Genomic DNA, 25,873 nt, shown 5'->3' with positions numbered 1-25,873 from the left:
TTTGTATTAGTTGTATTAGTTCACCTTAATTCACTCAAGCCTAGCGCAATCGACTCTTGTCGAAATTGACCATAAATATTCATCACTTTTTCATAAGAACTCGTCAAAAAATGTTTTTCAACTGGATCATCAACGTTAAATAAGTCAGATTGCTCAATAGTACCACTAAAGTTGTCTAGGCCACCCAATCCGAATTCAATCAAGTGGTTAGTAGGTTTTTTCTTATCAAAAGTCACGGTACTTAATTCTTTATCTTCAATTCCTTCAGAATCAATCTTTTTCATTTTATCAAATTTAACCATGTCGGCTTCAATAGGGATATCTTGATTAATTCTATAAGCATATTCCAACAGCTTAGGCTCAGCAGGCATGTATAATATTGCCTCTTGATTCTTTGAATCAGTCATTCTCAATATTCGACCTAATATCTGTCTAAAGTGTATTTCAGTTTTTATGTTGGTTAGGTGGCAACAAACCTGTAATCGAGGGATATTAGTTCCTTCACTAATCATTCCCACTGAAATTATCCATTTAGAATTCGAATGCCTAAATTGTTGAATGATATTAGCTGGCTCATTTTCGCGATACGTCACCACGATAGAATCTTCGTTAAAACAAGTTTTTATTAATATAGATATGTTTATTGCGTGCTCTATCGATGACGCAACAATTAAACCTCCGGCATCGGAATTAACTTTCCTTAGTCGTATTAATTTATTATTTGCGGAAGAAATTATGTATTTTATCACTGCTTCATTTTCAATAACTCCTCGATAAGAAACGCCGGAGTCACTTAATAAAGACTTAAAGCTAGTGAACGTTTTAGTTTCTTTATCACCGATAACCGAAATATTATTATTATCAACAGCGATGATCTTCGGAATGCGGCAAGCATCATCTTTAATCGCTTCAGCAAGCCCGTAAGTGTAATCACAGGATATTTTATTGCTAGGGAACAAATAATTAGAAAGAACAACAGGGGCTGCATCTGAGCGCCAAGGCGTACCTGTCAATGCCAGTGTAAATATTGCCTTGCCTTGAATGTTAAGAATTATCTGCTCACCCCATGCATTGGCATTATCAATATTTGAGCCTGCACAATGGTGTATTTCATCAAATATTACAAACACACGGTATCTCTCAAATAGATACCAAAAATCTGTATCGAGGTATTGTAAGTTTTGATATGTGATCGACCTGCCTTTAGCACCTATTAATCCATCAAAACGCTCTTGTGTTCTTGAGTGCAGACATTCACTAAAATCTTTGGCCACAATAGAAGAAGGAGAAAAGCAAACTACTAAATCAATTAGATTTTTTTGTAATAACTGGTTTGCTAACTCTGAGGCCATCACCGTTTTACCAGAACCTGGTGTTGCCAAAGTTAAAAAATGTCTTTTTCCACTTACATATTGAGCTAATGCTAAATCAATACATTTAGCTTGCCATTGCCTTAATTTCATATCTTCTCTACAGGTTCATTTTGCTTAAGTAAGCTTTCAATAGCTCTTATTTTCCCTAGTATTCTCGTATTATTATCCCTAGCTTTATTAAATTGAGGTTGTATCTCGTCCACTAATTCAGGAAACTCTGAATACAGTTCTTTGTAAGCCTCTGACTCACCAATATTCAATAATAAATCCGCTTTATAGAGGTTTAATTTAGCAGTTAGATTTTTATTTTTATCTTCTTTAAACATCTTTGATATTGGTTTATTGACTTGAAGAATATTAAGACACTCAGAATCAAATAACTCTGTTTTACTAAAACGGGTAAAACCTTTTCTTCCTGTACTTTTTTTATTTAACCAGCCTTTCTTCACTAGCTTTAGGAGTTCTGCATAAAGCTTTTTTCTTACAATTACACGATCTAAAGAAGGATCATTTTTTAAAGTTATATAGGATGATCTGACATCGCTGGTTGTAAAGTTGTCAAAATTTGGCGCTTTAATAATTTGTGCCACAAGAACATCTATTTTCAAGAAAACCTCTAATTTAATTTTTTGCTCCGAAAGCGGAGCAATTCTAGGGTTTTTATTTGTGTCAATCAAGCTCCGTTAACGGAGCAAACGATGTTATGAATATTATTGGTACAAATATTAAACGAATTAGAGAAGACAAAGCTTGGACACAAGAAGTTCTCGTCGCTAAATGTCACTTAGCTCAATGGAACATTACTCGAAGCACTTTGGCTAAAATAGAGTCGAATGTTAGAAGAGTTACCGATATAGAAGTAAAGCAGTTCTCACAAGTTCTTAAAGTTTCAATTAGTGAGCTATTTAGAGAAGGCTAATATTGCATATCCTTAAGTGCTGTTCTAAATCACTTGTAGTTCGAATCAAAATGATACATATTAAATCTATCCGATTATAACGGCTAAAAAATTCAAAATGGACGAATTCAGTTTTGCACAGAAGCAGCGCTTAGCTTATATCGACTTTAAGCTCTATTTTACTGGGATGGTAACTCGCAGTGAAATAGTCAGTCATTTCGAATTAGGCCTTGCCGCAGCAACCAGAGATTTAAAATTCTACAAAGACAATGCGCCTGAGAATATGGCGTATGACAACGTAGAAAAAAAATACTTCATCACCACGCAATTCAAGCCCATATTTAAACATGATGCACGCCGCACGCTTATTAAGTTAGCGAATAACATTAGTGATGGCTTTGACTCTATTGGCGATATTTCATTCCCTGTTGAATCACCGAGCTCGTTAAACGTACCTGATATTGATATTATTGCTAAGCTATCTCAAGCGATTATCAACCATAAGCCTATTAAAGTTATATACACGTCTTTAAGCAGCGGTTTGGGAGCAAGAGAGTTAGTGCCTCACTCAATAGTAGATAACGGCTTACGTTGGCATTTAAGAGCCTATGATCGTAAATCAAAGTCATTCAGAGACTTTGTATTAACTCGTATTACCCAAGTTACCCTGCTTGCACAGCCACCATCCCTAGAAGAAGATAAGTTAGAAGATCATCAGTGGATGCGTATGGTGCCATTACAAATTATTCCGCACCCAAATAACGTTAAGCATCCAACCGCCATTAAGCTCGATTTTGGAATGGAAAAAGGCGTATTAGAAGTTAACGTACGTGCAGCAATGGCAGGATATTTATTAAGGCGCTGGAACGTGGATTGTTCTGAAAGTGGTTCACTTTCAGGCCCAGAATACCAGCTCTATTTACAAAACTGCCAAACATTATACGGTGCTGAAAACCTCGCTATTGCACCCGGCTATCAAATTTAAAGGAATTAAATAGAATATGAGTGCAATTGTTAATTTAGCATTACTTGAATCACTAAAAGCGCATGATTTTAAAGACGAAATAGATCTATATATTCCTTTTTTAGCTAATACGATTCTAGAGATAGAAAATTATCCTTTTGATGTGCCTTCTTTAGCGAATAAATTTAAAGATAAATTTGGCTTTAAACCACCTGAGGCTGTCGTAAAAGTATTGCTAATTAGAGCCAAGAAAAAGAAGTTAGTAAAAATTGATAATCACCTTTATGTGCCTATTAGTGAAAGCTTAACGCCTTATCGAGAGCAGTATGAAAAAAATAAAAGTCATCTTGAAGATGCATTAGAATCGGTCATTTTTGATTTTGTAGATTTCACTAAATCAAATTTTGATAAAACAATCACAGCTGATTATGCAGAAAAGATATTACTTACATTTATTGAAAATAATGTCGCGTCATTAATCTCAAAGAAGGCCGTTTCTAAAAAAGACTCTAAGCAAAATATTAAAAACGAATCTCACTTAGTTGCTAGTTATATAGCGCACCTTTATCAGAGTAACTCAAGGAATTGGGAAGAAGTTCAAACAGTTCTTAAAGGGGTTGTGTTAGCTAATTATTTATTCTTTGCAGATAAGAAAGCTAAAAGTGCAACCAAGAAAATATATTCAAATATAAGTGTTTACCTTGATACCCCACTAATTGTTGCACTTCTTGGTTACAGCGGCCGCATGTCACAAAATGCTATACAAGAGTTGGTAAAGTTACTTCGATTATTGGAAGTAAATGTCTATATTTTTGATAAAACATTAAAAGAAACAGAAGGTCTATTTGAGGCTTGGAAGCGAGACTTAAAAAGGGGGAATAGCGATAATTTTAACCCTGCAACACTTCATCTATTATTAAGCAAGAATATTGATATTCCGCAGCTTGAAACTCAACAAGCTTTACTTGAAAAAAATCTGGCTGATTCAGGAATTCATGTCAAATATGGCTGGAAAATAGACCCAGACCATCAATGTAATGAAACAGAGCTAGAAAATCATTTGAAAAGCAAACACGCCGTTAGTTTAACTTCGAAGCAAAGCATAGAACATGATATTGTTTGTATTTCAAGAATTCACAATTCACGAGCTAGTGAAGTAACTAAGTCTCTTAGCGATAAATTCTCAGTTTTCGTAACACCAAATACAGCTTTAATTAAATATGCCAACAGGTTTCTTTCATCAGATATTGATTCAGGCATACCAGTTGTAATATCGGATACTTGGCTAACAACTATTTTCTGGCTAAAGCATCAAGATAATTATGAAGATTTACCTACACAGACATTGGTTTCTCATGCTTATGCAACATTAAATAAGTCTAATTCTGTATGGGAAAATTTCTTATCTAGATTTAAAAAAATGAACAGTGCTGGTGTTATTGATGACGAAACAGTTGAAATAGTTCGATATCATAAAAATTTACTTAAAGAAGTTAATGATTACTCAATCGAAATTGGTGATGACTTTTCTGACGAAGGTGTTTTAGAAATAGTTAAACGTCTTGAGATTCAAAAAGAAGAAGATAAAAAATCAGCCATTGAAAATGCAGTAAATATTGAACAATCAAAGTTATCTCTAGTAAATGAAGAGCTAATCATAAGCAATTCAAAAATAGGAAAGTTTGAATCATTCCTCGACAGTTCAGGGAGGGTTGTATCGTTGATGCTAACATTAGTTTTATGCTTTTTTTTAGTTTTAGGGATCTACTCTTCGTTAAAAGGTATAAACGTACTCAATGGTAAAACAAGCTTGATTTTTACTATAGCTACGGTGATTACGATAATCTTGAATCTTCTAGGAGCGATATGGGGGATAACTTTAATTAGTCTTTACAAAAATCTCTCTAATCGGATCAGTCAATGGTTGAAGAGAAAAATTATGGACGAACATGCGTCTACCGAACGAGTAGAGCCATTGATAGACATAAAAAAAACTCATTAAAGAATTTAAAAAGGAAGTTAACCAGCATGGTTGAACAGCATACAAAAGCATTAAAAGAAACACTTTGGAAAATATCTAATACGCTTCGCGGCAATATGAGTGCCGATGATTTTCGTGATTATATTTTAGGGTTTATCTTTTACAAGTATTTGTCTGAGCGTATGGATTTATATGCTGACGAGTTATTAAAAGAAGATGGCATTAAGTTTGACGCTATTGATGAAAACACAGACGAAGGCAAAGAATACTTAGAAGCGATTAAAGAAGAGACAATCGACCATTTAGGTTACTTTTTAAAGCCTAACGAGCTATTTCATGTATTGGCGCAAAAAGGTGAAAACGGCGAGTTTATTTTAGAAGACTTATCTGATGTGCTTAACCATATAGAACAAAGTACGATGGGTACTGCCGCAGAAGATGACTTTAACGGTTTGTTTGACGACTTAGATCTAACCTCGAACAAGCTAGGTAAAACAGAAAACGCTAAAAACGAGCTTATCTCAAAAGTACTTACCCACCTTGATGATATTGATTTTCTTCATCATGAAACTGACATTGATGTACTAGGTGATGCTTACGAATACCTCATTGGTCAGTTTGCCTCAGGTGCAGGTAAAAAAGCCGGTGAATTCTATACACCACCTATGGTTTCTACATTATTAGCTAAGTTAGTGACACATGGTAAAGATAAGCTGAAAAGTGTTTACGACCCTACTTGTGGTTCAGGCTCACTGCTTTTAAAAGTCTCAAAAGAGATCAAACGCAAAGGCGGTGAAGTTGGCGGCTATTTTGGACAAGAATCTAACCCAAGTACGTACAACCTAGCCCGCATGAATATGATTTTACATGGTGTGCATTACCGTAATTTTGATATTCAGCAAGACGATACCTTAGAGCAACCGCACCATATAGAAAAGCGCTTTGAAGCGGTAGTAGCAAATCCGCCATTTTCAGCTGGTTGGAGTGCGTCAGCAGGCTTTTTAACAGATGAACGTTTTCAAGATTACGGTAAGTTGGCACCTAAGGGCAAAGCCGATTTTGCCTTTGTTCAACATATGATTCATCAGCTAGATGAAAATGGCACTATGGCTGTTGTATTACCCCACGGCGTTTTATTCCGTGGTGCGGCTGAAGGGCATATTCGTAAGCATTTAATTAAAGATAAAAACTACCTAGATGCAGTAATTGGGCTACCTGCCAATATTTTTTATGGAACAAATATTCCTACATGTATTTTAGTGCTCAAAAAAAATCGAGAGCATAGTGCCAATATTTTGTTTATTGATGCAAGCCAAAAGTTTGAGAAGCAAAAGCAACAGAACTATTTGAGAGATGAGCACCTTGAATTAATTTTAGATATTTATGGAAAACGAGTGCAAACAGAGAAACTTTCTTACCTCGCCCCAATCTCTGAGATTAATAAAGACCATGACTTTAATTTGAATATTCCGCGATACGTTGATTCATATGAAGAGGAAGATGCAATCGATTTAAATGAATTACTTTATAAATCTAAAAAAATTGAAGACAAGTTGTCAAACTCAGATGAACAGCTTCAAAATTTTGCTTCAAAATTAGGTATTAAATTACCTTTTGGAGCGTAAAATGAGTATCAATAAAGCTAATCCAGAGATAAGATTTCCTGAGTTTTCAGACGATTGGGTTTCAAAACCTTTTGGAAAAATAGTCTCAGTAACAAAAAGAAAATATAACCCAGATAAAGATCATGAAAATCTCCCTTGCATAGAATTAGAACACATAGAGAAAGGCAGTGGGCGGGTATTAGGTAACTGCGAGTCCAAGAATCAAAAAAGCATTAAGAATAGATTTTCTAGAGGACAAGTCCTATTTGGTAAGTTAAGGCCTAACTTAAAAAAATTGGCAATAGCTCCGGTTGATGGCGTCTGCTCTTCAGAAATATTACCTATGGAGTCTGAAGAATTAGAAAATGAATTCTTACTTTATCTAATGCGCACAGACAAGTTTTTTCGTGTATCAACAATTAGTTCTGGCTCTAAAATGCCAAGAGCAGATATGGACTTTATTAACGCATATCCATTCTTTTTTCCAAAAGATAAATTAGAGCAGAGAAAAATCGCTGAATTTTTTAATGAACTTGAAAAGAAAGTAAACTTACTCCGAGAAAAAGAAGAATGTCTAAAGCTATACAAAAAGGGGTTGCTGCAAAAAATATTTAAGCAGGAGGTTCGTTTTAAAAACAATGATGGCAATTTTTTTCCTGATTGGAAGGAAAGACACTTTAATGATTTCATAAAACAGCGTACCGAATATCCTAATGACTTGGATAGTAGTCCGTTAGCAAGCTTAACGATAGAGACTGGAATTGAAATGAAGTCTGCTAGATATACAAGAGATTTCTTGGTCAATGATGAAACTGAGGCTTATAAACTTGTGTATCCAAATGACTTCGTAGCAAACCCGATGAATTTACGTTTCGGTGCTATAGCTAAAAATAATTTAAAAAGCTCAGTTAAAATTTCTAAATATTACGACGTCTTTTATGTTGATGAGTCAATTAATATGGATTTTTTTGAGCTCTACCTCAGAAGCTATGAAATGATGAAAACATACCATCAAACAGCTACAGGAACCTTAGAAGAAAAAAAACGTGTTCATTTCAGTGAGTTTATTCACTTTAAAAAAGAACTACCAAACAAAGATGAGCAAGATGAAATCGCGAACTTTTTTCTTTCATTGCAAAGTAAAATAGATGCTGTAAAACAGCAATTGGAACTTACCCAAACCTTCAAAAAAGGTTTGCTACAGCAGATGCTTGTATAGGAATAAATTGATTATGCCTAAAAGAAAAGGAAGTTAATGTGGCCTATCAGTCAGAACAACAATTAGAAGATAAGTTAGTTGCTCAGCTTGCTAAAAAAGTTGCAGGTAAGCAGCAGTTTGAAAAGGTTAACATCACCGATGTTGAGTCATTAAGAGCTAACTTAAAAAAGCAGCTTTCAAAGCTTAATGGCTTTGAAATAAGTGACAATGAGCTTAAACAGATTCGTAATGCCTTAGGTAAAGGTAATGTATTTGATAAAGCAAAAATACTGCGTGATAGGCTACAAATTAACAAAGATGATGGCACAGCAGGTTATATCCGCTTTATTGATGACGATGTTAATCAAAACCATTTTCAGGTAACGCAACAAGTTACCGTAGAAGGCCGTTATAAAAACCGTTATGACGTAACAATATTGGTTAACGGCTTGCCACTAGTGCAAATTGAATTAAAGCGCCGTGGTTTAGAGCTTAAAGAAGCGTTTAATCAAATTAATCGTTATCAGCGCCATTCTTATTGGGCTGAAGATGGCTTATTCCAATATGTGCAGGTGTTTGTTATCTCTAATGGTGTCAATACCAAATACTACGCCAATAACCGCAAGCAAAGCTTTAAACAAACCTTCTTCTGGGCAAAAGAAAATAACGACCGTTATACCGAGCTAGGCGAATTTGCCAAGGTGTTTTTAACACCTAATCATTTAACCGATATGATCACTAAATACGTGGTGCTGAACGAAACAGATCGTATATTAATGGTGATGCGCCCATATCAAATATACGCCACTGAAGCGATTATTGACGGGGTGGCGGAGCGTGAAAAATTAAAAGCTAGTAACCAATCAATAGAAAAGCAAAATGGTTATATTTGGCATACTACCGGCTCAGGTAAAACACTTACTTCATTTAAAACCGCTCAGTTACTTACCGGTGATAGCGCCATTCACAAAGTGGTGTTTGTAGTTGACCGGAAAGACTTGGATTATCAAACCGCCAAAGAATTTAATAGCTTCATCAAAGGTTGTGTAGACGGTACAGACAAAACCAAAGTACTAGTTGACCAGTTCACCGGTAAAGATGTGTATTACCTTGAAAAAGACGGTGAACAGCAGTCATCAACTAAAGCAAAAGGTGGCAAGGTTAATACTCGCCGTAATGAAAAGTTGATTGTTACTACTATTCAAAAGCTTAATAACGCCATTAGCAATAAACGTTATTCAAGCCGTATGGAACCTGTAAAAGATAAAAACGTGATATTTATTTTTGATGAATGTCATCGTAGTCAGTTTGGTGATACGCATAAGCGAATTCGCCATTTTTTTATGAATCACCAAATGTTTGGTTTTACTGGTACGCCTATTTTTGCTGAAAATGCGGTGTCTAAATTTTCTCGTAAATACACCACCAGTGATTTATTCCATAAGCCATTACACAAGTACACCATTGTTGATGCTATTAAAGACGAAAACGTACTTAAGTTTAATGTTGAGTATGTGGGCCGTTATAAGAAAAAAGATAGCGCCAATGAAGTTGATATTGACGTTGAAGGTATCGACACCAAAGAGTTAATGGAGTCTGAAGTTCGGTTAGAAAAAATAACCGACTACATTATTGCTCAGCATAATCGTAAAACCCATAGCAAAGCCTTTACCGGCATGTTTTGTGTTTCAAGCGTGCCAGCATTAATTAAGTACTATGAGCTATTTGCACAGAAAAAGGCAGAAGATAAACATAACCTTAAAATCGCTACTATTTTCTCGTATGCCGCGAACGAAGAAGACCCAGATGCTGATGGTTTAGACGAAGCTGTTTTGGGTAAAGAAGTTGTATTAGATAAAGTTGCAGAGCCTCAAGCCCAGTACGAAGGTATAGCCAGCCATAGCCGAGATAGACTGGAAGAGTTTATAGGCGACTACAACAAAATGTTTGGCAGTAGTTATACCACTAAAGATAGCGAGTCTTACTACAACTACTACAACGATATTTCTAAAAAAGTGCGTGAGCGAAAAGTTGATATTTTGCTTGTGGTAAATATGTTCTTAACGGGGTTCGATAGTAAAACCTTAAATACACTTTATGTTGATAAGAACCTTAAGTATCACGGGTTAATACAAGCATATTCACGCACCAATCGCATTTTAAACGAGCAAAAGTCGCAAGGTAACATTATTAGCTTTCGTAACCTGAAAAAGCGCACCGATGATGCTTTAGCGCTGTTTTCAAATAAGGATGCGAAAGATACGGTGATCATGCCGCCGTATGAAGAATTCATTAAGATGTTTAACCAAGCGTTAGACCAAATGCAAATCATCGCACCTGATACAGCGAGCGTTGATAGCCTTGAAGATGAAAACGCTGAGTTAGAGTTTATTAAAGCTTTCAGGGAGTTGATGCGGTTACGTAATGTGCTTTCTACCTTTGCTGACTTTAAGTTTGATGATGTTTGTATTCAAGAACAAGAATATGAAGACTATAAAAGTAAATACCTCGATTTATACGACAAGGTTAAAACTAATACAGCCCCTGAAAAAGAGTCGATATTAGAAGAAATTGACTTTGAGCTTGAGTTACTAGCAATGGATGAAGTGAATGTTGCTTACATCTTAAAGCTACTAAGCAAGCTTAAACAATCTGACTCTGACGAAGAATACCAGCAGCAGTATAAATCACTAATGCAAACCATTGGTGGAGATCCTGAACTGCGTAGTAAACAAGAGCTGATTGATAAATTCATTCAAGAAAACCTGCCTGATGTACAGTCAGCCGAAGAAGTTGACGATGCCTTTGCCGCTTACTGGGAAGTAGAAAAAGAAAAAGCTACCCAAGCAATGGCTGAAGAAGAACACTTGATACCAGAAAACGTAAAAGAACTTGTTGAACGCATGATATTCAGCAACCAAGAGCCGTTGCGTGAAGACATTGTAGCCACCATGGAAAAGCCACCTAGTGTATTACAACGCAAAAAAGTAATACCAAGGTTGGCAGAAAAGCTAAAAGGCTTTGTTAATACGTTTTATGGTGGGATGTAATGATGAATTTTGTAGTTCTTCCGAGAAATGCTTATAGACCAACTACAGGTATTAGCACCGCATACCTGAATGTAGATTATTGGAATGATCATTCTTTTATTACTATGTTTTATCTGACTATTTTTGATAAAACAGGGAGTAAGCATGAAATTGGTGACGTTAAAATAGGGTTTAAGGGGCAAACCACCGATAAAGGTACATATACAACGTTTGATAAAAGTTTTTCACTTTTAAATGAACAGTACTTTTCATTAGGGACAGATGTTGAATATTACAAAAAACTTAATAAACTGGATTCAGAATTAAGTAAGGAAATTCTGACTTCATTACAAGATATTGTTTATAACCCAGAAAAACTCGAAGATATAGAAGACGAAGATGTTTTAAATGTATCATTACTTCGTGATGTTACTTTATCAGAAATACATGGGCAGTTTGCTAGAGAATTATCTGGTCTTAAATTCATTGGTTTTAATTTCGCTTTTACAAGAGCTAATCATGCCGAGTATTGTGATTTAACAATACCATTTTTAGTCCAAGTTCGCTCTACGCCAAATACCAATATCCATGCATTTATCGGTCGTAATGGATGTGGTAAAACAACAATCTTAAATAATATGATTGATGCAATTACCCAACCGTCTAATAACGAATGCTTTTTTACAGAAATTAATGATCAAAGGACAACTAGAATACCAAAAGGTTATTTCCGTTCCTTAGTATCAGTTTCATTTAGCGCTTTTGACCCTTTTACTCCTCCTCAAGAACAACCAGACCCGGCTAAGGGAACAAAGTATTTTTATATTGGTTTAAAAAGCAGAGAAAATAATGAAGGCTTAAATTCATTAGGAGCTCTTCGTAAGGAGTTTGTTTCTGCTTTAATTGGTTGTTTAAGTAATGAAAGTAAAAAAGAGCTATGGTTAGATGCTATTAATAGTTTAAGTAGCGATCAGAACTTCGAAAATATGGGGTTAAGCATCCTCAACACGAGGTATGCCAACCTTAAAGAAAAGTACAAAAACACTGAAATTGATAATAATAAATTTGAAGAGTTATTTTATCAGGACATTACCAATTACTTACAGTGCATGAGTTCAGGCCATGCCATTGTATTATTTACTATCACGAGATTAGTTAATACTGTTGGGGAGAAATCTCTTGTATTGTTAGATGAGCCAGAGGGGCATCTACACCCACCTCTTTTGTCTGCGTTTTTGCGTACCTTAAGTAATTTATTGTATATCAATAATGGAGTAGCAATAATCGCTACTCATTCCCCTGTTGTTCTTCAAGAAGTACCTAAATCATGTGTATGGAAAGTCAATCGCGTTAGAGAAGCTATTGCAGTTGAAAGACCAGAAATAGAAACTTTTGGAGAAAATCTTGGTGTATTAACTCGTGAAGTATTTGCTTTAGAAGTTAAGAATTCAGGATATCACTCGCTTCTAACTAGGTCTGTTGAGTCTGGGGCATCGTATGATGAAATATTATCAGAATATAAAAATCAAATAGGCTTAGAAGGCAGAACCGTTTTAAAAGCAATGGTTTTAAGTAGGGATGCGAATAAAGCATAATGAAAAGACTAGCCCTACCTGATATTTCTTTCAATGATATGTTATTAAAGTGCTCAGAAGGAATGGAACAAGTTAATGTTAGAAATAACTTTATTTCGCTTTTCCTAACCTTTTACGCAAAAGAACAACAATACCAAGCATTAAGTCTGGCTGGTAATTTATACGCGTACCCTAAAGTTAACCCTTTAACTAATACAACTCCAGTTGTTGGTCACATGACAAAGAGGAAATTAGTTAATCTATATGAAAATAATTTACGTGATAAAGATAAACCTGCAAGAGATTATTACGATACATTGTTGGTTTCTTCTGGAGAGCGTTGTCCATTTTGTGGTGATATAGGACAAACCAAGAATTTAGATCATTTTTTACCCAAAGCTCATTTTCCTGAATTTTCAGTAATGCCGCTTAATTTAGTTCCTTCTTGCCGTGATTGTAACATGGGTGAGAAAGGTCAAGATTATGCCACTTTAGAAGACGACCAGGCTATTCATCCATATGTTGATAAAGATCTTTTTTATCAAGAACAATGGGTTTTTGCTGAGTATTTAAATGAAGATGATGGTGCTTTAAGGTACTTTGTTCAGTGCCCTGTAACTTGGAGGGTAGAAGATATAAATAGGGCGAAAAACCACTTTAAATCATTAAGCTTAGCTAACAGGTATCGCTTGGAAGCAGGAAAGCATTTAAGTGAAGTTATTGATCAAAAAAACGCATTTAAAAAAATGATTTTTAAATTTAACCCTAATGCAACTTCCGCTCAGATAAAAGATGCATTTGTTGAAGCTAACTTGCAACCAATTATCGACTCCGACCAATTTGATAATCACTGGAAAAAAGTAATGTATCAATGTTTAGCAAACTCCCTACCGTTTTTTGAGAGGTAATATATTTTCATGTCTCAGGAATTTTATCTCAACCGAACACTCTTTATTGATAATGAAAATTACACAGAAGAAGTTTTACTTACTGTTTCAAACTATATTGTAATCCTCGCGGAACCAGGAGCAGGTAAGACTGAGCTATTAAGTAGTCTGGCTAGGCGGTTAGGTACAAAAGAAATAACTGCAAATGTATTTAGTTCTCTAGGAGCTAATAATGTAGGTACCCCTTTGCTTATTGATGCTTTTGATGAACTAGCTAAAGTAGATAATACCGGTATTCATAAGCTTCTAGCTAATGTCGCGAAGGCAAAACCCAAATGTTTTATAGTATCGAGTCGATCCAGCGAATGGGATAGTTCAGCTACGAATACTTTTGAGCAGTTTATCGGTCATAAACCTATTGTCGTCAGGCTGTGTGAGTTTAGTGAATCAGAGCAGCGAGAAATTTATCACCATCATACCAAGCTGGATTCTTTTGACGAATTTCAAACCGAAGTTACTCGTTTTTCATTGGAACCACTCCTTCCTAACCCACAATTCCTTAAATTGTTCGCAGATGGTTATGTAGAAAGTGATGGACATTTTCCTGATAAACGATCAATTTTTACTCTTGCTATTAGAAGTTTGGCGAGAGAAGTAAATGCTAGTAATAAACCTACAGGAGCGTTATCGAGTAGTCAGAAAATAGAATTAGCTTCGGAGGTTTTTGCCAAATTTTTGTTAGCTGGAGTTGAAGGACTAAGTATAAATGAAGTAAATGAAAATAGAATGTTTCCATTCATAGGTTCCCTCATCAGTAATGATAGAAGTGTTAGCAGTATTCTAGCGACTAGACTATTTAAGCCTGGAGATAATCCTGATCAGCATAGACCCGTTCATAAAATAGTTTCTGAATACTGTGCTGCCGATTATCTTACCAAGCGCATTTCTTCTCCATCAGATTCGTTGACTATGGATCATTGCTTAGCCGTCATCGCCCCAAACAGCACCGTTCGTGATGAGTTAAGGGGCTTACTAGGCTGGATGGCATCATTGGGCTTTAAAAAAGTTGAAGAAGCTGCAATTATGGTAGACCCATACGCTGTTCTTGCTAATGGAGACCCTTCTCAATTAAGTCCTTCGTCAAAAGGTAAATTGTTATCTAGGTTAAAGGATATTGAGGCCGAAGACCCTTACTTTAGACGAAGTGATTCTTGGCGTAGATTTAGCGTTGCAGGTTTTTTTACACCGGAAGTTATAAATGAAGTTAGACCAATAATAACAGTGGGAAGTGATGGCGACCTACGAGACTTATTACTTGAGCTCCTGGTGGATACCGATGCTGTAAGCTTACTAATTAAAGAGTTAAGAGAGTTATTGTTAGTTCCTTCAGAAACTATGCAGACACGAATGTTAGCAATCAACTGCCTTATCAGTTCTAAATGTTATAAACCTCGATTGGATTTGAGTTGTTTAATCAAGGAAGCTAGTAACTCATCACTTAACCTTGCTTCGAAAGTAATTGAAACACTTGGACCTGAAACATTTTCTCTCGAAGAGCTGGAAACCTTTTTACGTAATTGTGCGAACTTATATCCAAGTAAAGAACAATATATGTCTCGAACTCTAGCGAGTCGCTATTTTGTTAAACGTTTTATATTTCAACTAAAAGAAAGCCAAACAGAATCGCTGTTAGATACTTTAAGTAATGGCTTAACTTGTGATTGTAAAAAGTCTGCATATGAATGTGAATGTAGAACAGGAATAAGTAAAGTAATTGGTTCTTTGTTAGATAATTATTTCGAATTAATTAACCTCTCTTATAACCCCATACAAGTTTGGACTTGGGTCAAAAACTTAAACTTTACAGGTCAAGGAAACACTCAAGACATTAAATCGGTAAAGGTACTGCAGGAGGATATAACGTTACGAAAAAGCATTATTGCGCATGTTTTCGGCGATTTAACAGATCGTGAACTTATATTTGATACAAGAATACATTCTTTCGGAGGGCGTTACTCACATGCTGGACTTAATCTGACTCTAGACGATCATAGATTCATTGTGGACTTGGCATTTGAACGGAACAACATTCAATTATGGACAAGTTTCTTATCACAACACTCTCATAATTACTGGTCAGAAATAAAAGGTACTGACACTTTACGAAAGCAGATGAGAAAACAAGCAAATGAGAAACCTGAATTTATGAGTAGGTGGGCATTGCAGAGTAGAGAGTTGTCTAATCAAGCTAAACATGAGAACAGAAAGTGGGATGTAAAATATCGTCGCTCAATGAGGCGACGTGATATCCGTAAATTACAAATTAATGCCGAAAACATAAATTACATTCAAGAAAATAGAAAGTTGATAGAAGAAGGGAAACACTTTGGTTACTTGGAACGTTTTGCTTATTTGGTCTTAGACAATCCAGATAAGATTAAAGATGAGTTTGGTGATGAACCACTAGTTCGTAATTCCTTAAGAAATTGCTTAGAATTTATTGAACCTAGTATTCCTGATTTAACAAAGTTAGCTAATTTACAGTGCGAATCAAAAAGTTTGAGAGTTGAAACTATCCTTTATGCTGCTTGTATAGAAATCATACGCGAGACTGGGAATTTAGAGGAGGTAAAAACATCTTTGCTTTTTGCTCTGAGAACGAATTTGAATATTGGTCATCGTATGGTTGGTCAAGATGAAGTTAATGCAATTAAAATTGAGTTAGATCGCTTACTTTTTCCAAATATAGATGCGGCTGAAGGTTTTCTTATAGAGTACCTTGTACCTCAGCTGGTAAGCCCAATATGTGCTCACCCTGAAGTTGACTTGTTAAATAACGATGACATATTCAGTCCGTTGAAAGGAAAGTTATCAATTGATTGGCTTGGTCGTTTCGAGGAGTTGACGTATTACGCAATGAATACACTTTTTGAGATTGCAACTCAATTCGGAAGTAGTGCAGAGCTACACGGTATTATTCTAATGCGTTGTTCTCAGCTTTTACAGGAAAAACCTGCTCAAATAGATGCTGATGTATTTGAGCAAAGACAAAAGTTTTGGTTTGTCAGAGCGTTTTATTTTTTAAGTACAGAGCAAACAGTACCTTATTGGAATTTCCTCAAGAAAGATAAAGGTGCAATCTTTTTATTTGATAAACGTTCTGGTCGAATGAATAGAAGTGATCATCCAAATTGGCCAAATCTAACGTCCAATAAAATTCTAGAAATATTGAAAGCTTTTTTTTCAGACTGGCCTCAAGTCGTATTGCCAGGTCATTTTGGGACAGGGAGCCCTCCTGAAGAAACCGCCTATCGTTTTTTAACAAATATTATTTGGCAAATAGGTAGCGACGGTCCCGACAAGGCACTTCCTGTACTTGGTACTCTTTTATGTAACCCTCTATATCTAGAAATGCATAGTTCATTGAAAAGTATACAAGCAGAGCAACTAAGGAAAAAAGCACTAAGAGATTTTAAGCCACCTTCACCACAAAAAATTATAGAGTTATTAGATGACAATGCGGTAGTGACAGTGGAGGGGCTACGACAACTAATAATTTTAGAGTTGAATAACTATCAAAAAGATATTGATGGCGGTGAATTTAATGCCGCGAATCGTTTTTATAGAAGTAACAAAACAACAGGTGATGAACGTCTAGGTGAAGTAGAGTCTGTTGAGATAATTGCGGAAAGGCTGAGTTTACGCCTCCACCCTCAAAATATCATCATTACCTCTGAACACCAGACTCAAAACCAAAATCGGATTGATATTACTGCCGCCAAGATGATTGATGGCAAAAGACGGTTACTTGTAATTGAAGCAAAAGGGCAATGGCATCCGGAGCTATACACTGCTGCATCGACTCAACTTTATGAACGCTACTCGATTCACCCTGATGCAGAACAACAAGGAATATACCTTGTGATTTGGTTTGGCCCTGATGAAAACGTTGCTAACAAAAAGAGGCACCAAATAACCAATGCAAAGGAATTAAAAGAATCAATTGAAACTGAAATCCCGCCAGAGATAAAGGGGTTTATTGATGTTTTCGTATTGGATGTTTCTAAAGAAAAAACACTGTGATAAATCTATATCTAATTGAGTTGTTTTTATATGTTTTAGTTCCCAAATGTAAATCTTATTTAGTTATTGGTAACCTCAGAAATTATACGTAGTAATAAATATCAAATTTTTATTAGTAAATTTGACCTTTTAATTCTACTTGAGTTAGATATAAACGCATCTCAAACTCTAGTTGATGGTAGTCTGGTAGCATATGTTGGCACAATTGATAAAATGCCTTGTCGTGTGGCTTGATCCTGATGTGGGCTAACTCATGAACAACAATCATTTCTAAAAATACTTCAGGTGCTGTTTTGAAAATATCACTAATGCGTATTTCATTTTTACTTTTTAACTTATTACCCTGAACTCTAGAAACAAATGTATGCATGCCTAGAGCATTGTTTACTACATGTATTTTTTTATCGTAAATAACTTTACTTAATGGGGAAGATTTTCGTAGATGAGTATTCTTCAAATTCATGACGTATTCACGAAGCAATTTATCATTGTTAATATTATGCACTTTGGGATGTTTTTTAAGTAAAAATTGACCTAATGTATCTTGTTCAATCATCTTTAGAATTTGATCTTGTACTCCAAGTGAATATGACGATAAATATTTCAACGGGGCTGACTTAACTTTTGAAGATGACATTTAGGTATTTTTAAGCTTTGGTAATTGAATAAAGAAAATTGTACCTTACTTATTTTTACTCTGATAGTGACAACTGCTAACCATCCATCTTTCGTCGAGCTTTAGGTCAAATAAATTAATTATTGTTTTTTTAGTGCAAGAAGAAAGAGCATCTTTTTTTGAGCTAAATATTTAGTGATGTTGACCTACAATAGCCATACATAAGTTGACAACATTTAGCCAATAATCGGTTGTTAGGAATAATTGTGGTCTTTTTCTTTAAAGTGGGCGAGCTCATGTACCACTAACGCTTTTAATAACGGCTCTGGAGCGCGCAGCAAGTCGCTGTTAATCGCTAAATCGTGCTTACGGGTTTTACCTTGCATACGGTAAGTGTGCGTACCAAGTGCGTTGGTGACCATGTCGCCTTGTTTTTTAAATGCAGCACGGCCAAACGGTGGGGCGTTTTTTAAATACTGTTTTTTAAGCTCTGTGGCGTAGCTATAAAGTAGTTTATCGCTGGTAATAGTGTGTGCTTGCGGATACTTTTTAAGTAAGTAGTCACATACCTTGTTGTTACTTATAAGGCTTAATACTTGCTCAACAATGTTAGCTGGGTAGCCGGTAAAGTAACGTGCGTATTCACTCATTATTATTTCTCTGTCGTTTTACTTTTAAAAAAGTGCTTGCTGGTGGGCTTCTTTTTCGCCAGTAAATGGGTTTAATGCTTTGTGATTATAACCAAGGTCCTTACAAAACTGCCTTGCTAATAATGGCGCTTCTCGGTTATCTGCCGTATGAAAAAACACATAAGGCGTTTTTCCTTCATCAAGCCATTGTTTTATTTTACTTAGCCACGGTTTATAAAAGGGTTTATAGTCGTTTTGTAAATCGGCTATAATAAAGCGCGCCATGGGTTGCGTGCTTGTAGCAATGGCATGCACGGGTAAATGCGGCTTTTTTTGTTGTGCATCTATTAGCGCGTCGGTTGTTGGTTTTACGGCAAAGAGGGCGCGAGTATCCATCGATATGCGATTTATGTTGTTTGCCATTAATAACTGATTAAGCGCTATTTCGGCTTCACCTTTTTGAAAAAACGCAGTATGACGTACCTCTACACCGTAATTAACCTCTTTTGGTAATAGGCTAATAAATTGGGCGAGTTTGGGTAAGTCGTCAGGGCCAAATGCTTTAGGTAATTGCAGCATGATTTGCCCAGTTTTTTCTAAAATAGGAGTAAACAAGTTTAGCCAATCAGTAAGCTCGGTTTGCACATTAGTAAGGTGCAATTCGTGGCTAAAGCGACGATTAAACTTAAACGTAAATTTAAAATCGTCGGGAACGCTGTTTGCCCAGCGCAACACGGTGCTTGGCGATGGGTCGGCGTAAAAGCTGGTATTGCCTTCAACTGAATTAAAATGCTGAGCGTATTGGCTAAGCATATCGGCGTTTTTACATTGGCTTGAAAATAAATTGCCTTTCCATGCGTTGCTCGACCACTGAGGGCATCCAATATATAACATACAAACTAGCGCCTTATTATAAAGTGGCGATAGTGTAGCAAATAACAAAACGAGCTGCTGTAAATTCAAGGGTAAAAGCCGTACACGCCCTAGCATCTTAATGTTAGTTGAGTATAATGCAGGGCTTAATTTGATTATTTTTAGATTGCTAGCGGCTTTATTTGTATTGTGGTGACCTGCTTTTTGAATCACACGTCTTAAAACAAATAAATATAACCGTTCAAGCCTTTTATCTGACAGGAAAACTATGCGCTCTATATATTGCGGACAGCTAAATAAAACTCACGTAGATCAAGAAGTAGAACTATGTGGCTGGATCAACAAACGACGTGACCTTGGTGGACTTATCTTTGTCGATTTACGCGATAGAGAAGGTTTAGTGCAAGTTGTATTCGACTCTGACATTGAAGAGCTAATGAGTTCAGCGAACACACTTCGCCAAGAATTTTGTGTTCAGCTAAAAGGCACTGTACGTGCACGCCCAGATAGCCAAGTAAATAAAGACATGGCGACAGGCGAGATTGAGATTTTAGGTACTGAGCTTACAATTATTAACCGCTCTGAACCGCTTCCACTTGATTTTAACCAAGTAAACTCTGAAGAGCGTCGTTTAAAATACCGCTACCTAGACCTACGTCGTCTCGAAATGAGTGACCGTATTAAATTACGTGCTAAAGCAAGCAGCTTTGTTCGTCGCTTTTTAGATGAAAACGGCTTTTTAGACATCGAAACACCTGTACTTACTAAAGCAACGCCAGAAGGCGCACGCGATTACTTAGTGCCAAGCCGCGTTCATAAAGGTAGTTTTTACGCATTACCGCAGTCGCCGCAGTTGTTTAAGCAATTGTTGATGATGTCGGGTTTTGACCGTTACTACCAAATTGTTAAATGTTTCCGTGATGAAGATTTACGTGCCGATCGTCAACCAGAATTTACCCAAATAGATATAGAAACCTCGTTCATGAGCTCTGATCAAGTACGTGGTATGACTGAAAAAATGATCCGCGAGATGTGGCAAACATTGTTAAACGTTGATTTAGGCGATTTTCCAATCATGCCTTACAGCGAGGCAATGAGCCTTTACGGTTCTGATAAGCCAGATTTGCGTAACCCAATGAAATTAGTTGATGTTGCAGATTTAGTGAAAGATGTAGAGTTTAATGTTTTCTCAGGTCCAGCTAACGACGAAAAAGGTCGCGTTGCTGTATTAACTGTACCGGGTGGCGCTAAGCTTTCTCGTAAACAGCTTGACGATTACACTATGTTTATTGGTATTTACGGCGCTAAAGGTATGGCGTGGATGAAAGTAAATGACCACACTGCAGGCGTTGAAGGTGTTCAGTCACCAGTGGCTAAATTTTTAAGTGAAGACGTAATTACTAAATTACTTGAGCGTACTAATGCTCAGTCTGGCGATATCATTTTATTCGGTGCCGATAAACGCAACACAGTAAATGAAGCAATGGGCGCACTGCGCGTTAAGATTGGTGTTGACTTAGAAATCACTAACCTTAACAGTTGGGCACCACTTTGGGTTGTAGACTTCCCAATGTTTGAAGAAGATGACGAAGGTACATTACATGCTGTGCATCATCCATTCACTGCACCAAAAGATATTACTGCAAGTGAGCTTGAAGCAAACCCTGCTGCGGCTATTTCAGATGCCTACGACATGGTATTAAACGGCTACGAAGTGGGTGGCGGTTCGGTACGTATTCATAATGCAGATATGCAAGAAACTGCATTTAGAATTTTAGGTATTAACGAGCAAGAGCAACAAGACAAATTTGGCTTTTTACTTGATGCACTTAAATACGGTACACCACCACATGCTGGTTTAGCATTTGGCCTTGACCGTTTAGCAATGCTTTTATGTGGTACCGATAACATTCGTGACGTTATTGCTTTCCCTAAAACAACACAAGCGTCGTGTTTATTAACTAACGCGCCTAGTAAGCCTAACCTTGATTCGTTAGCTGAACTTGCAATTAGTGTTGTAGAAAAAGCGCCTTCTAGCGAAGAGTAATTCTGTTTAGCAAATAGCGATTAATATAAAAACCCTTGAGTTGTTTGCTTAAGGGTTTTTTTGTGCTTAAATTTAAGGGTGTTCATAATTTAACCACGCATGAAAAGGAATTCCTATGTCTGTTAATTTAACTCTATTTGGTGAGTTTTTAGTTTTTTTCATTTTATTTTGCATCCCTATATTTGCCTTTATTAGTTATAAAGTCGGTAAGCGTAAAAGTAACATGCCAAGCATTTTGGCCTTTGTTGGTGGATGCTTAGCATTATTCCCACTATTTGGTTTAATTTTTATTGCTGTGCTTGCGCTAAGAAAAGATTTACCTAAAAATAGCGCCTATGCTCATTAAAAATTAAGTCAACAGTGTTAATTGCCAATCATACTCATTATTTCGAACAACAATTTAGTACTTTGCAACACGCAGAGCAAACAACTGAAAATTCAGAATTTGAACAGTGCACATTTACCGATTGCGACTTTGTATACGGGCAGTTTAAACATTGCCGATTTATAGAATGCAGTTTTAAAAACTGTAATCTGTCGTCACTTAAATGGAACTACAGCTCGCTTGAAAATGTGTATTTTAGCCACTGTAAATTAAATAATGTGCAATGGGCTGATGTAGATTGGCCAGCGCTTTGTATTAATGCGCCTGTGAGCTTTAATTATTGCGAGCTCAGTAATAGTTCTTTTTTTGAATTAACCCTTAAAGCCCTCAAACTAACACATTGCTTTGCTAAAAACGTTGATTTTAGACACGCTGATTTAAGCGGTAGTAAGTTTACAGGAACAGATTTTCGCGATAGTGAGTTTTTTCAAACTAACCTAACAAAATGCGATTTTGTAGGTGCGACAGCGTTTAATATAGATTTGAATAATAATATCTTAGCGAATGCTAAGTTTGATCGCTTCGAAGCACTTAATTTGCTTACCAGCCTTAATATAGAGCTGTGTGATTAATAAAGGCGTGTTGAACTTTGGTAGTTGAATTTGCCAGCAAGCTATTTGATTTTTAGGCAAGGTAGAACCTATGATGTGTGGCTATTTCCCATAAATAGGCGATAGCGCATTAAAATGCCAAATATGCGCTGCCTTTTGAGCTTGAACTAGGGGCGATTAACTTTTCACTGCTCTATTTTTGCTCATTCTTACAGAGATGAAAGCCATTAGAGTAACGCAGGAGCCGTTACTGAGTCCATTAGGTTACAAACCTTACGCGCAAGGGGAACAGCAATTTTTTTGGCGCAACGCAATTTAATATTGATTAAAACAAACAAATTATCGAGATTAAAACAGTCGTGGATAAGCTATCTGGCAATATAAATACGGAATATTATCTACTTTGTTAGCTAGCGGTAACTTAAAGGTTTGCAGATGTCATTTTCTGAAATATTAAGAAAGCTCAATAATTATATTGGTACTCATAAAGTACATTTATGTCCCGAAATAAAAGGCCGTTTAGTCAATAACGGTACTCCTCTTGCTAATGTAAAAATATCAAGATCACTTAGTTATTCTGATGGTAAATACACAAAAGATGAGTGTTTTGCAGATAGTAATGGCGAATTTGAAATGCCAGAAATGAGCTTGAGATCCAGTCAGCCTGCTTTGTTAATAGCTGAAAGGTTTACTTTTCAAAGGATATTTGTACATAATAAAAATGAGGTTTTTTTATTATGGTCAAGTGAGAATTCGGGTATAAACACGAAACCTGAATACGCAAATAAGTTACGGACCTTAAATGGTTATATTACTGACGAAGAAATCTTATTCTCATTTAAAGATAATCATCTTATTAATGAATATAATGGCGTTAGTATATGCCGTTGGAAAGAAAATTTTCAAGAAGTTAACAATGATGATCTATATAAGTTTATTGATCAGGATAGCCAAACCAGAATAAAAAATATATCAACTTGAATGGGGGCTGTTTTTGTCAAAGGCGAAACTTAAAAAGTAACTATTAAAGCACCTTTATAATATTAGGCAAATTATACACTTGCTAGATAGGAGAGTGAATCAATAGTAATTGCTTAATTTAAGAAAGATCAAACAGGTGATGTGATCAAAGGAAAGATTTCAGAGTAGCTGTTATTTTAGTTAATTTGCAATTTTACATTTTTTTGTTATATTGCTTTTTTTACAAGGATGTTGGCAATATAAATATGGAATATTTCCTACTTTGTCAGCTAACGGTAATTTTAAGGTTCGCTGATGTCATTTTCTGAAATATTAAGAAAGATCAATAATCATATAGGTACTCACAAAGTACATTTATGTCCCGAAGTGAAAGGCCGTTTAGTTAATAATGGTGCGCCTCTTGCCAATGTAAGAATATTAAGATCACTTAGTTATTCTGATGGTAAATACACAAAAGATGAGTGTTTTACAGATAGCAATGGCGAATTTGAAATGCCAGAAATGAGCTTGAGATCCAGTCAGCCTGCTTTGCTAATAGCAGAGAGGATAAGATGGCAGGAAATTACAGCCCAATACGGTGGCGACAACTTTATATTATGGTCAAGTAACCCTAGTGGAATTGCTGTTATTCAAGAGTATGCCGATAAGTTGAACTCGTTGAATGGCGACATTATTAATGAGGAAGTTTTTTTTTCCTTTAAAGGTACATCGTGTCAGAATTCGTACTGTGCAAAAAGTATCTGTCGATGGGACGACGATTTTGTTTTAATAGATCTTGAAGCCGATTTTGATCGGATGATAAGCGGAATTTGACAATAAGGATATTGGAATGAGTACAAATATGAATGTATTAACACCGGAGTTAGCTGCATTGTTTGCTTCGGTAGCTTATGATGTAAACCGTAACGGCGGAACTCAAAAAAGTCTCTACCATAGTAGGTTGGCAGTAGGGTTTTCTTTTGAAAGTGATAATTTGCAAGCAATTAGTGGCAGTGTTTTAGAAAGAATATTTAAACATACAACTCCTTTCGGCTGTATAGCAAAAGGCAAACGAGGGCCATTTGAAGGTGACTTTGTAATAGCCTTAAGAGGGACGGAAAAGAAGCGTGATATTATTACTGATTTACACTGTGGTGTGAATACATGCGCTAATGGGCAACCTGTTCATGCTGGATTTAATAACACTTTTAATTCATTAAAGCAGCAGCTTGAAGATTACTTCACATTAGCCGCTTCGCAATCAAGAACAGGTCTAAATATTCATGTTGTTGGTCATAGCTTAGGAGGCGCGTTAGCTAATCTAGCTACAAACTGGTTAAAGAAACACTTTAACGCTAATGTAAAACTATATACCTTTGGTGCCCCTAGGGTGGGGTATCCAAGCTTTGCATTAAAAACCGTTTATGCGACCGATAATGGTATTTATCGTTGTGTCCATGCTGGCGACCCAGTTCCGCTAGTGCCTGTGTGGCCTTTTGTGCACACCGAGGATGAATACATCTTGCATGGTGCACCGACAATAACAGCAAAAGCTCACAGTATGACGGAAAAAACACCAGGGTATTTACATACTGCTAGTTGCTTTAAGAGCTATGCTGCAATCAATAAAGGGAAGGAATCTAGATTAAGACGCCAAGTAAAACTTGATTATGATAAGCGCTTGCAAGCTAGACCAACAACTCGTTGGGCAAGAACAATTGGCGAAGCGATTATAACTCATTTACATGCGTCGGGCAGATTACATGCGATACAAGCTGATATTTCGAATACCCTTACGGTTTACGATAGAATTGCAAAAGTGTTAACGGACAGTATTGATATATCAAAAGGTAATACCGAAGATGTAAGAGGTATTTTGGGCCACATCCTTTCATTTTGTGGATTACCCTTTAAGGCCATTGAATTATCTTACAAGTTTATAAGGAGTACTTTAACTCTAATGATAAACACCTTGACCAGCATGGCAAAACTAGCACTCAAAGGTTTATAGCGCGGTGTTTGGTATGTAAGTTAAATAAGACAAGTATTGATTGGCAGCTTTAACTGCAAGTAGTTCACATAATTCGGCCTGTCTTATACCAATTCCAATAAATAGCTGATCTATTTTACTTGCTAAAACAACCCATTTCTTTGTTGTAAATTTCGCAAAGGGAACAACCATTTACATCAATTTACGCCTAGAACTGAATTATTTTTTCGG

Annotated in this window: 19 protein-coding genes and 1 pseudogene; 15 read left to right on the top strand and 5 right to left on the bottom strand. The window is 36.2% G+C overall.

All coding sequences use genetic code 11. From position 1 onward, the window contains the following. Positions 1-20: 20 nt before the first annotated feature. Together H5119_RS13090 and H5119_RS13085 are read right to left on the bottom strand one after the other, a co-directional pair. Positions 21-1,463, bottom strand: a complete 1,443-nt coding sequence (locus H5119_RS13090; protein ID WP_182702536.1) for a DEAD/DEAH box helicase — start codon at positions 1,461-1,463, stop codon at positions 21-23. Beyond that, positions 1,460-2,050 (bottom strand): hypothetical protein, encoded by a 591-nt coding sequence (locus H5119_RS13085; RefSeq protein ID WP_259400091.1) that lies wholly within the window; start codon positions 2,048-2,050, stop codon positions 1,460-1,462. The genes H5119_RS13090 and H5119_RS13085 overlap by 4 nt, the downstream gene beginning before the upstream one ends. Between H5119_RS13085 and H5119_RS13080 the strand changes: the two genes are divergently transcribed. From H5119_RS13080 to H5119_RS13040, 9 genes are all read left to right on the top strand, one after another. Then, positions 2,038-2,292, top strand: a complete 255-nt coding sequence (locus tag H5119_RS13080) for a helix-turn-helix domain-containing protein (protein WP_259400090.1) — start codon at positions 2,038-2,040, stop codon at positions 2,290-2,292. The two genes, H5119_RS13085 and H5119_RS13080, sit on opposite strands and share 13 nt — an antisense overlap. Positions 2,293-2,389: 97 nt before the next feature. After that, on the top strand, positions 2,390-3,256 hold the full coding sequence (locus H5119_RS13075; RefSeq protein WP_182702534.1) for a WYL domain-containing protein: 867 nt from the start codon (positions 2,390-2,392) through the stop codon (positions 3,254-3,256). Positions 3,257-3,272: 16 nt separating this feature from the next. Next, a complete protein-coding gene (locus H5119_RS13070; protein WP_182702533.1) occupies positions 3,273-5,237 on the top strand; it encodes a hypothetical protein in 1,965 nt (654 codons plus the stop codon). 26 nt (positions 5,238-5,263) lie between these two features. Continuing rightward, positions 5,264-6,841, top strand: coding sequence for a type I restriction-modification system subunit M (locus H5119_RS13065; RefSeq protein WP_182702532.1), 1,578 nt, complete (start codon positions 5,264-5,266; stop codon positions 6,839-6,841). 1 nt (position 6,842) lies between these two features. Continuing rightward, on the top strand, positions 6,843-8,039 hold the full coding sequence (locus H5119_RS13060) for a restriction endonuclease subunit S (RefSeq protein ID WP_182702531.1): 1,197 nt from the start codon (positions 6,843-6,845) through the stop codon (positions 8,037-8,039). Positions 8,040-8,077: 38 nt separating this feature from the next. Next, positions 8,078-11,068 carry a type I restriction endonuclease subunit R gene (locus H5119_RS13055; RefSeq protein WP_182702530.1) on the top strand — a complete coding sequence of 997 codons (2,991 nt, stop codon included), beginning with the start codon at positions 8,078-8,080 and terminating at the stop codon, positions 11,066-11,068. After that, on the top strand, positions 11,068-12,642 hold the full coding sequence (locus tag H5119_RS13050; RefSeq protein WP_182702529.1) for an AAA family ATPase: 1,575 nt from the start codon (positions 11,068-11,070) through the stop codon (positions 12,640-12,642). Before H5119_RS13055 ends, H5119_RS13050 begins: the two co-directional genes overlap by 1 nt. Beyond that, positions 12,642-13,529, top strand: coding sequence for an HNH endonuclease (locus H5119_RS13045; RefSeq protein ID WP_182702528.1), 888 nt, complete (start codon positions 12,642-12,644; stop codon positions 13,527-13,529). The genes H5119_RS13050 and H5119_RS13045 overlap by 1 nt, the downstream gene beginning before the upstream one ends. A 9-nt stretch (positions 13,530-13,538) precedes the next feature. Further along, positions 13,539-17,591, top strand: a complete 4,053-nt coding sequence (locus H5119_RS13040) for a hypothetical protein (protein WP_182702527.1) — start codon at positions 13,539-13,541, stop codon at positions 17,589-17,591. 112 nt (positions 17,592-17,703) lie between these two features. On the opposite strand, the gene H5119_RS13035 is transcribed toward H5119_RS13040, so the two are convergent. The 3 genes and pseudogenes from H5119_RS13035 to H5119_RS13025 form a co-directional block, all read right to left on the bottom strand. Beyond that, positions 17,704-18,228, bottom strand: coding sequence for a YgjP-like metallopeptidase domain-containing protein (locus H5119_RS13035; RefSeq protein ID WP_182702526.1), 525 nt, complete (start codon positions 18,226-18,228; stop codon positions 17,704-17,706). A gap of 242 nt (positions 18,229-18,470) precedes the next feature. Further along, positions 18,471-18,857: pseudogene (locus H5119_RS13030) on the bottom strand (YgjP-like metallopeptidase domain-containing protein); the annotation flags it as partial. A gap of 24 nt (positions 18,858-18,881) precedes the next feature. Beyond that, a complete protein-coding gene (locus tag H5119_RS13025; protein ID WP_182702525.1) occupies positions 18,882-19,730 on the bottom strand; it encodes a DUF72 domain-containing protein in 849 nt (282 codons plus the stop codon). A gap of 247 nt (positions 19,731-19,977) precedes the next feature. On the opposite strand from H5119_RS13025, the gene aspS reads away from it, so the two are divergent. The 6 genes from aspS to H5119_RS12995 all read left to right on the top strand — a co-directional run bounded on the left by aspS (position 19,978) and on the right by H5119_RS12995 (position 25,663). After that, a complete protein-coding gene (aspS, locus tag H5119_RS13020; RefSeq protein WP_182702524.1) occupies positions 19,978-21,756 on the top strand; it encodes an aspartate--tRNA ligase in 1,779 nt (592 codons plus the stop codon). 115 nt (positions 21,757-21,871) lie between these two features. Next, positions 21,872-22,102, top strand: coding sequence for a hypothetical protein (locus tag H5119_RS13015; protein WP_138585234.1), 231 nt, complete (start codon positions 21,872-21,874; stop codon positions 22,100-22,102). A gap of 20 nt (positions 22,103-22,122) precedes the next feature. Beyond that, on the top strand, positions 22,123-22,713 hold the full coding sequence (locus tag H5119_RS13010) for a pentapeptide repeat-containing protein (protein WP_404936251.1): 591 nt from the start codon (positions 22,123-22,125) through the stop codon (positions 22,711-22,713). Positions 22,714-23,127: 414 nt separating this feature from the next. Further along, positions 23,128-23,673 carry a DUF6795 domain-containing protein gene (locus H5119_RS13005; protein WP_182702522.1) on the top strand — a complete coding sequence of 182 codons (546 nt, stop codon included), beginning with the start codon at positions 23,128-23,130 and terminating at the stop codon, positions 23,671-23,673. Positions 23,674-23,967: 294 nt separating this feature from the next. Next, positions 23,968-24,486 carry a DUF6795 domain-containing protein gene (locus H5119_RS13000; protein WP_182702521.1) on the top strand — a complete coding sequence of 173 codons (519 nt, stop codon included), beginning with the start codon at positions 23,968-23,970 and terminating at the stop codon, positions 24,484-24,486. A 16-nt stretch (positions 24,487-24,502) separates the two neighbouring features. Then, positions 24,503-25,663 carry a lipase family protein gene (locus H5119_RS12995; RefSeq protein WP_259398974.1) on the top strand — a complete coding sequence of 387 codons (1,161 nt, stop codon included), beginning with the start codon at positions 24,503-24,505 and terminating at the stop codon, positions 25,661-25,663. Positions 25,664-25,873 lie beyond the last annotated feature (210 nt).

Source organism: Pseudoalteromonas sp. SG45-5 (genome assembly GCF_014164085.1).
In the GTDB taxonomy this organism is placed as follows: domain Bacteria; phylum Pseudomonadota; class Gammaproteobacteria; order Enterobacterales; family Alteromonadaceae; genus Pseudoalteromonas; species Pseudoalteromonas aliena.
This window is presented reverse-complemented; position numbering and strand designations above follow the sequence as displayed.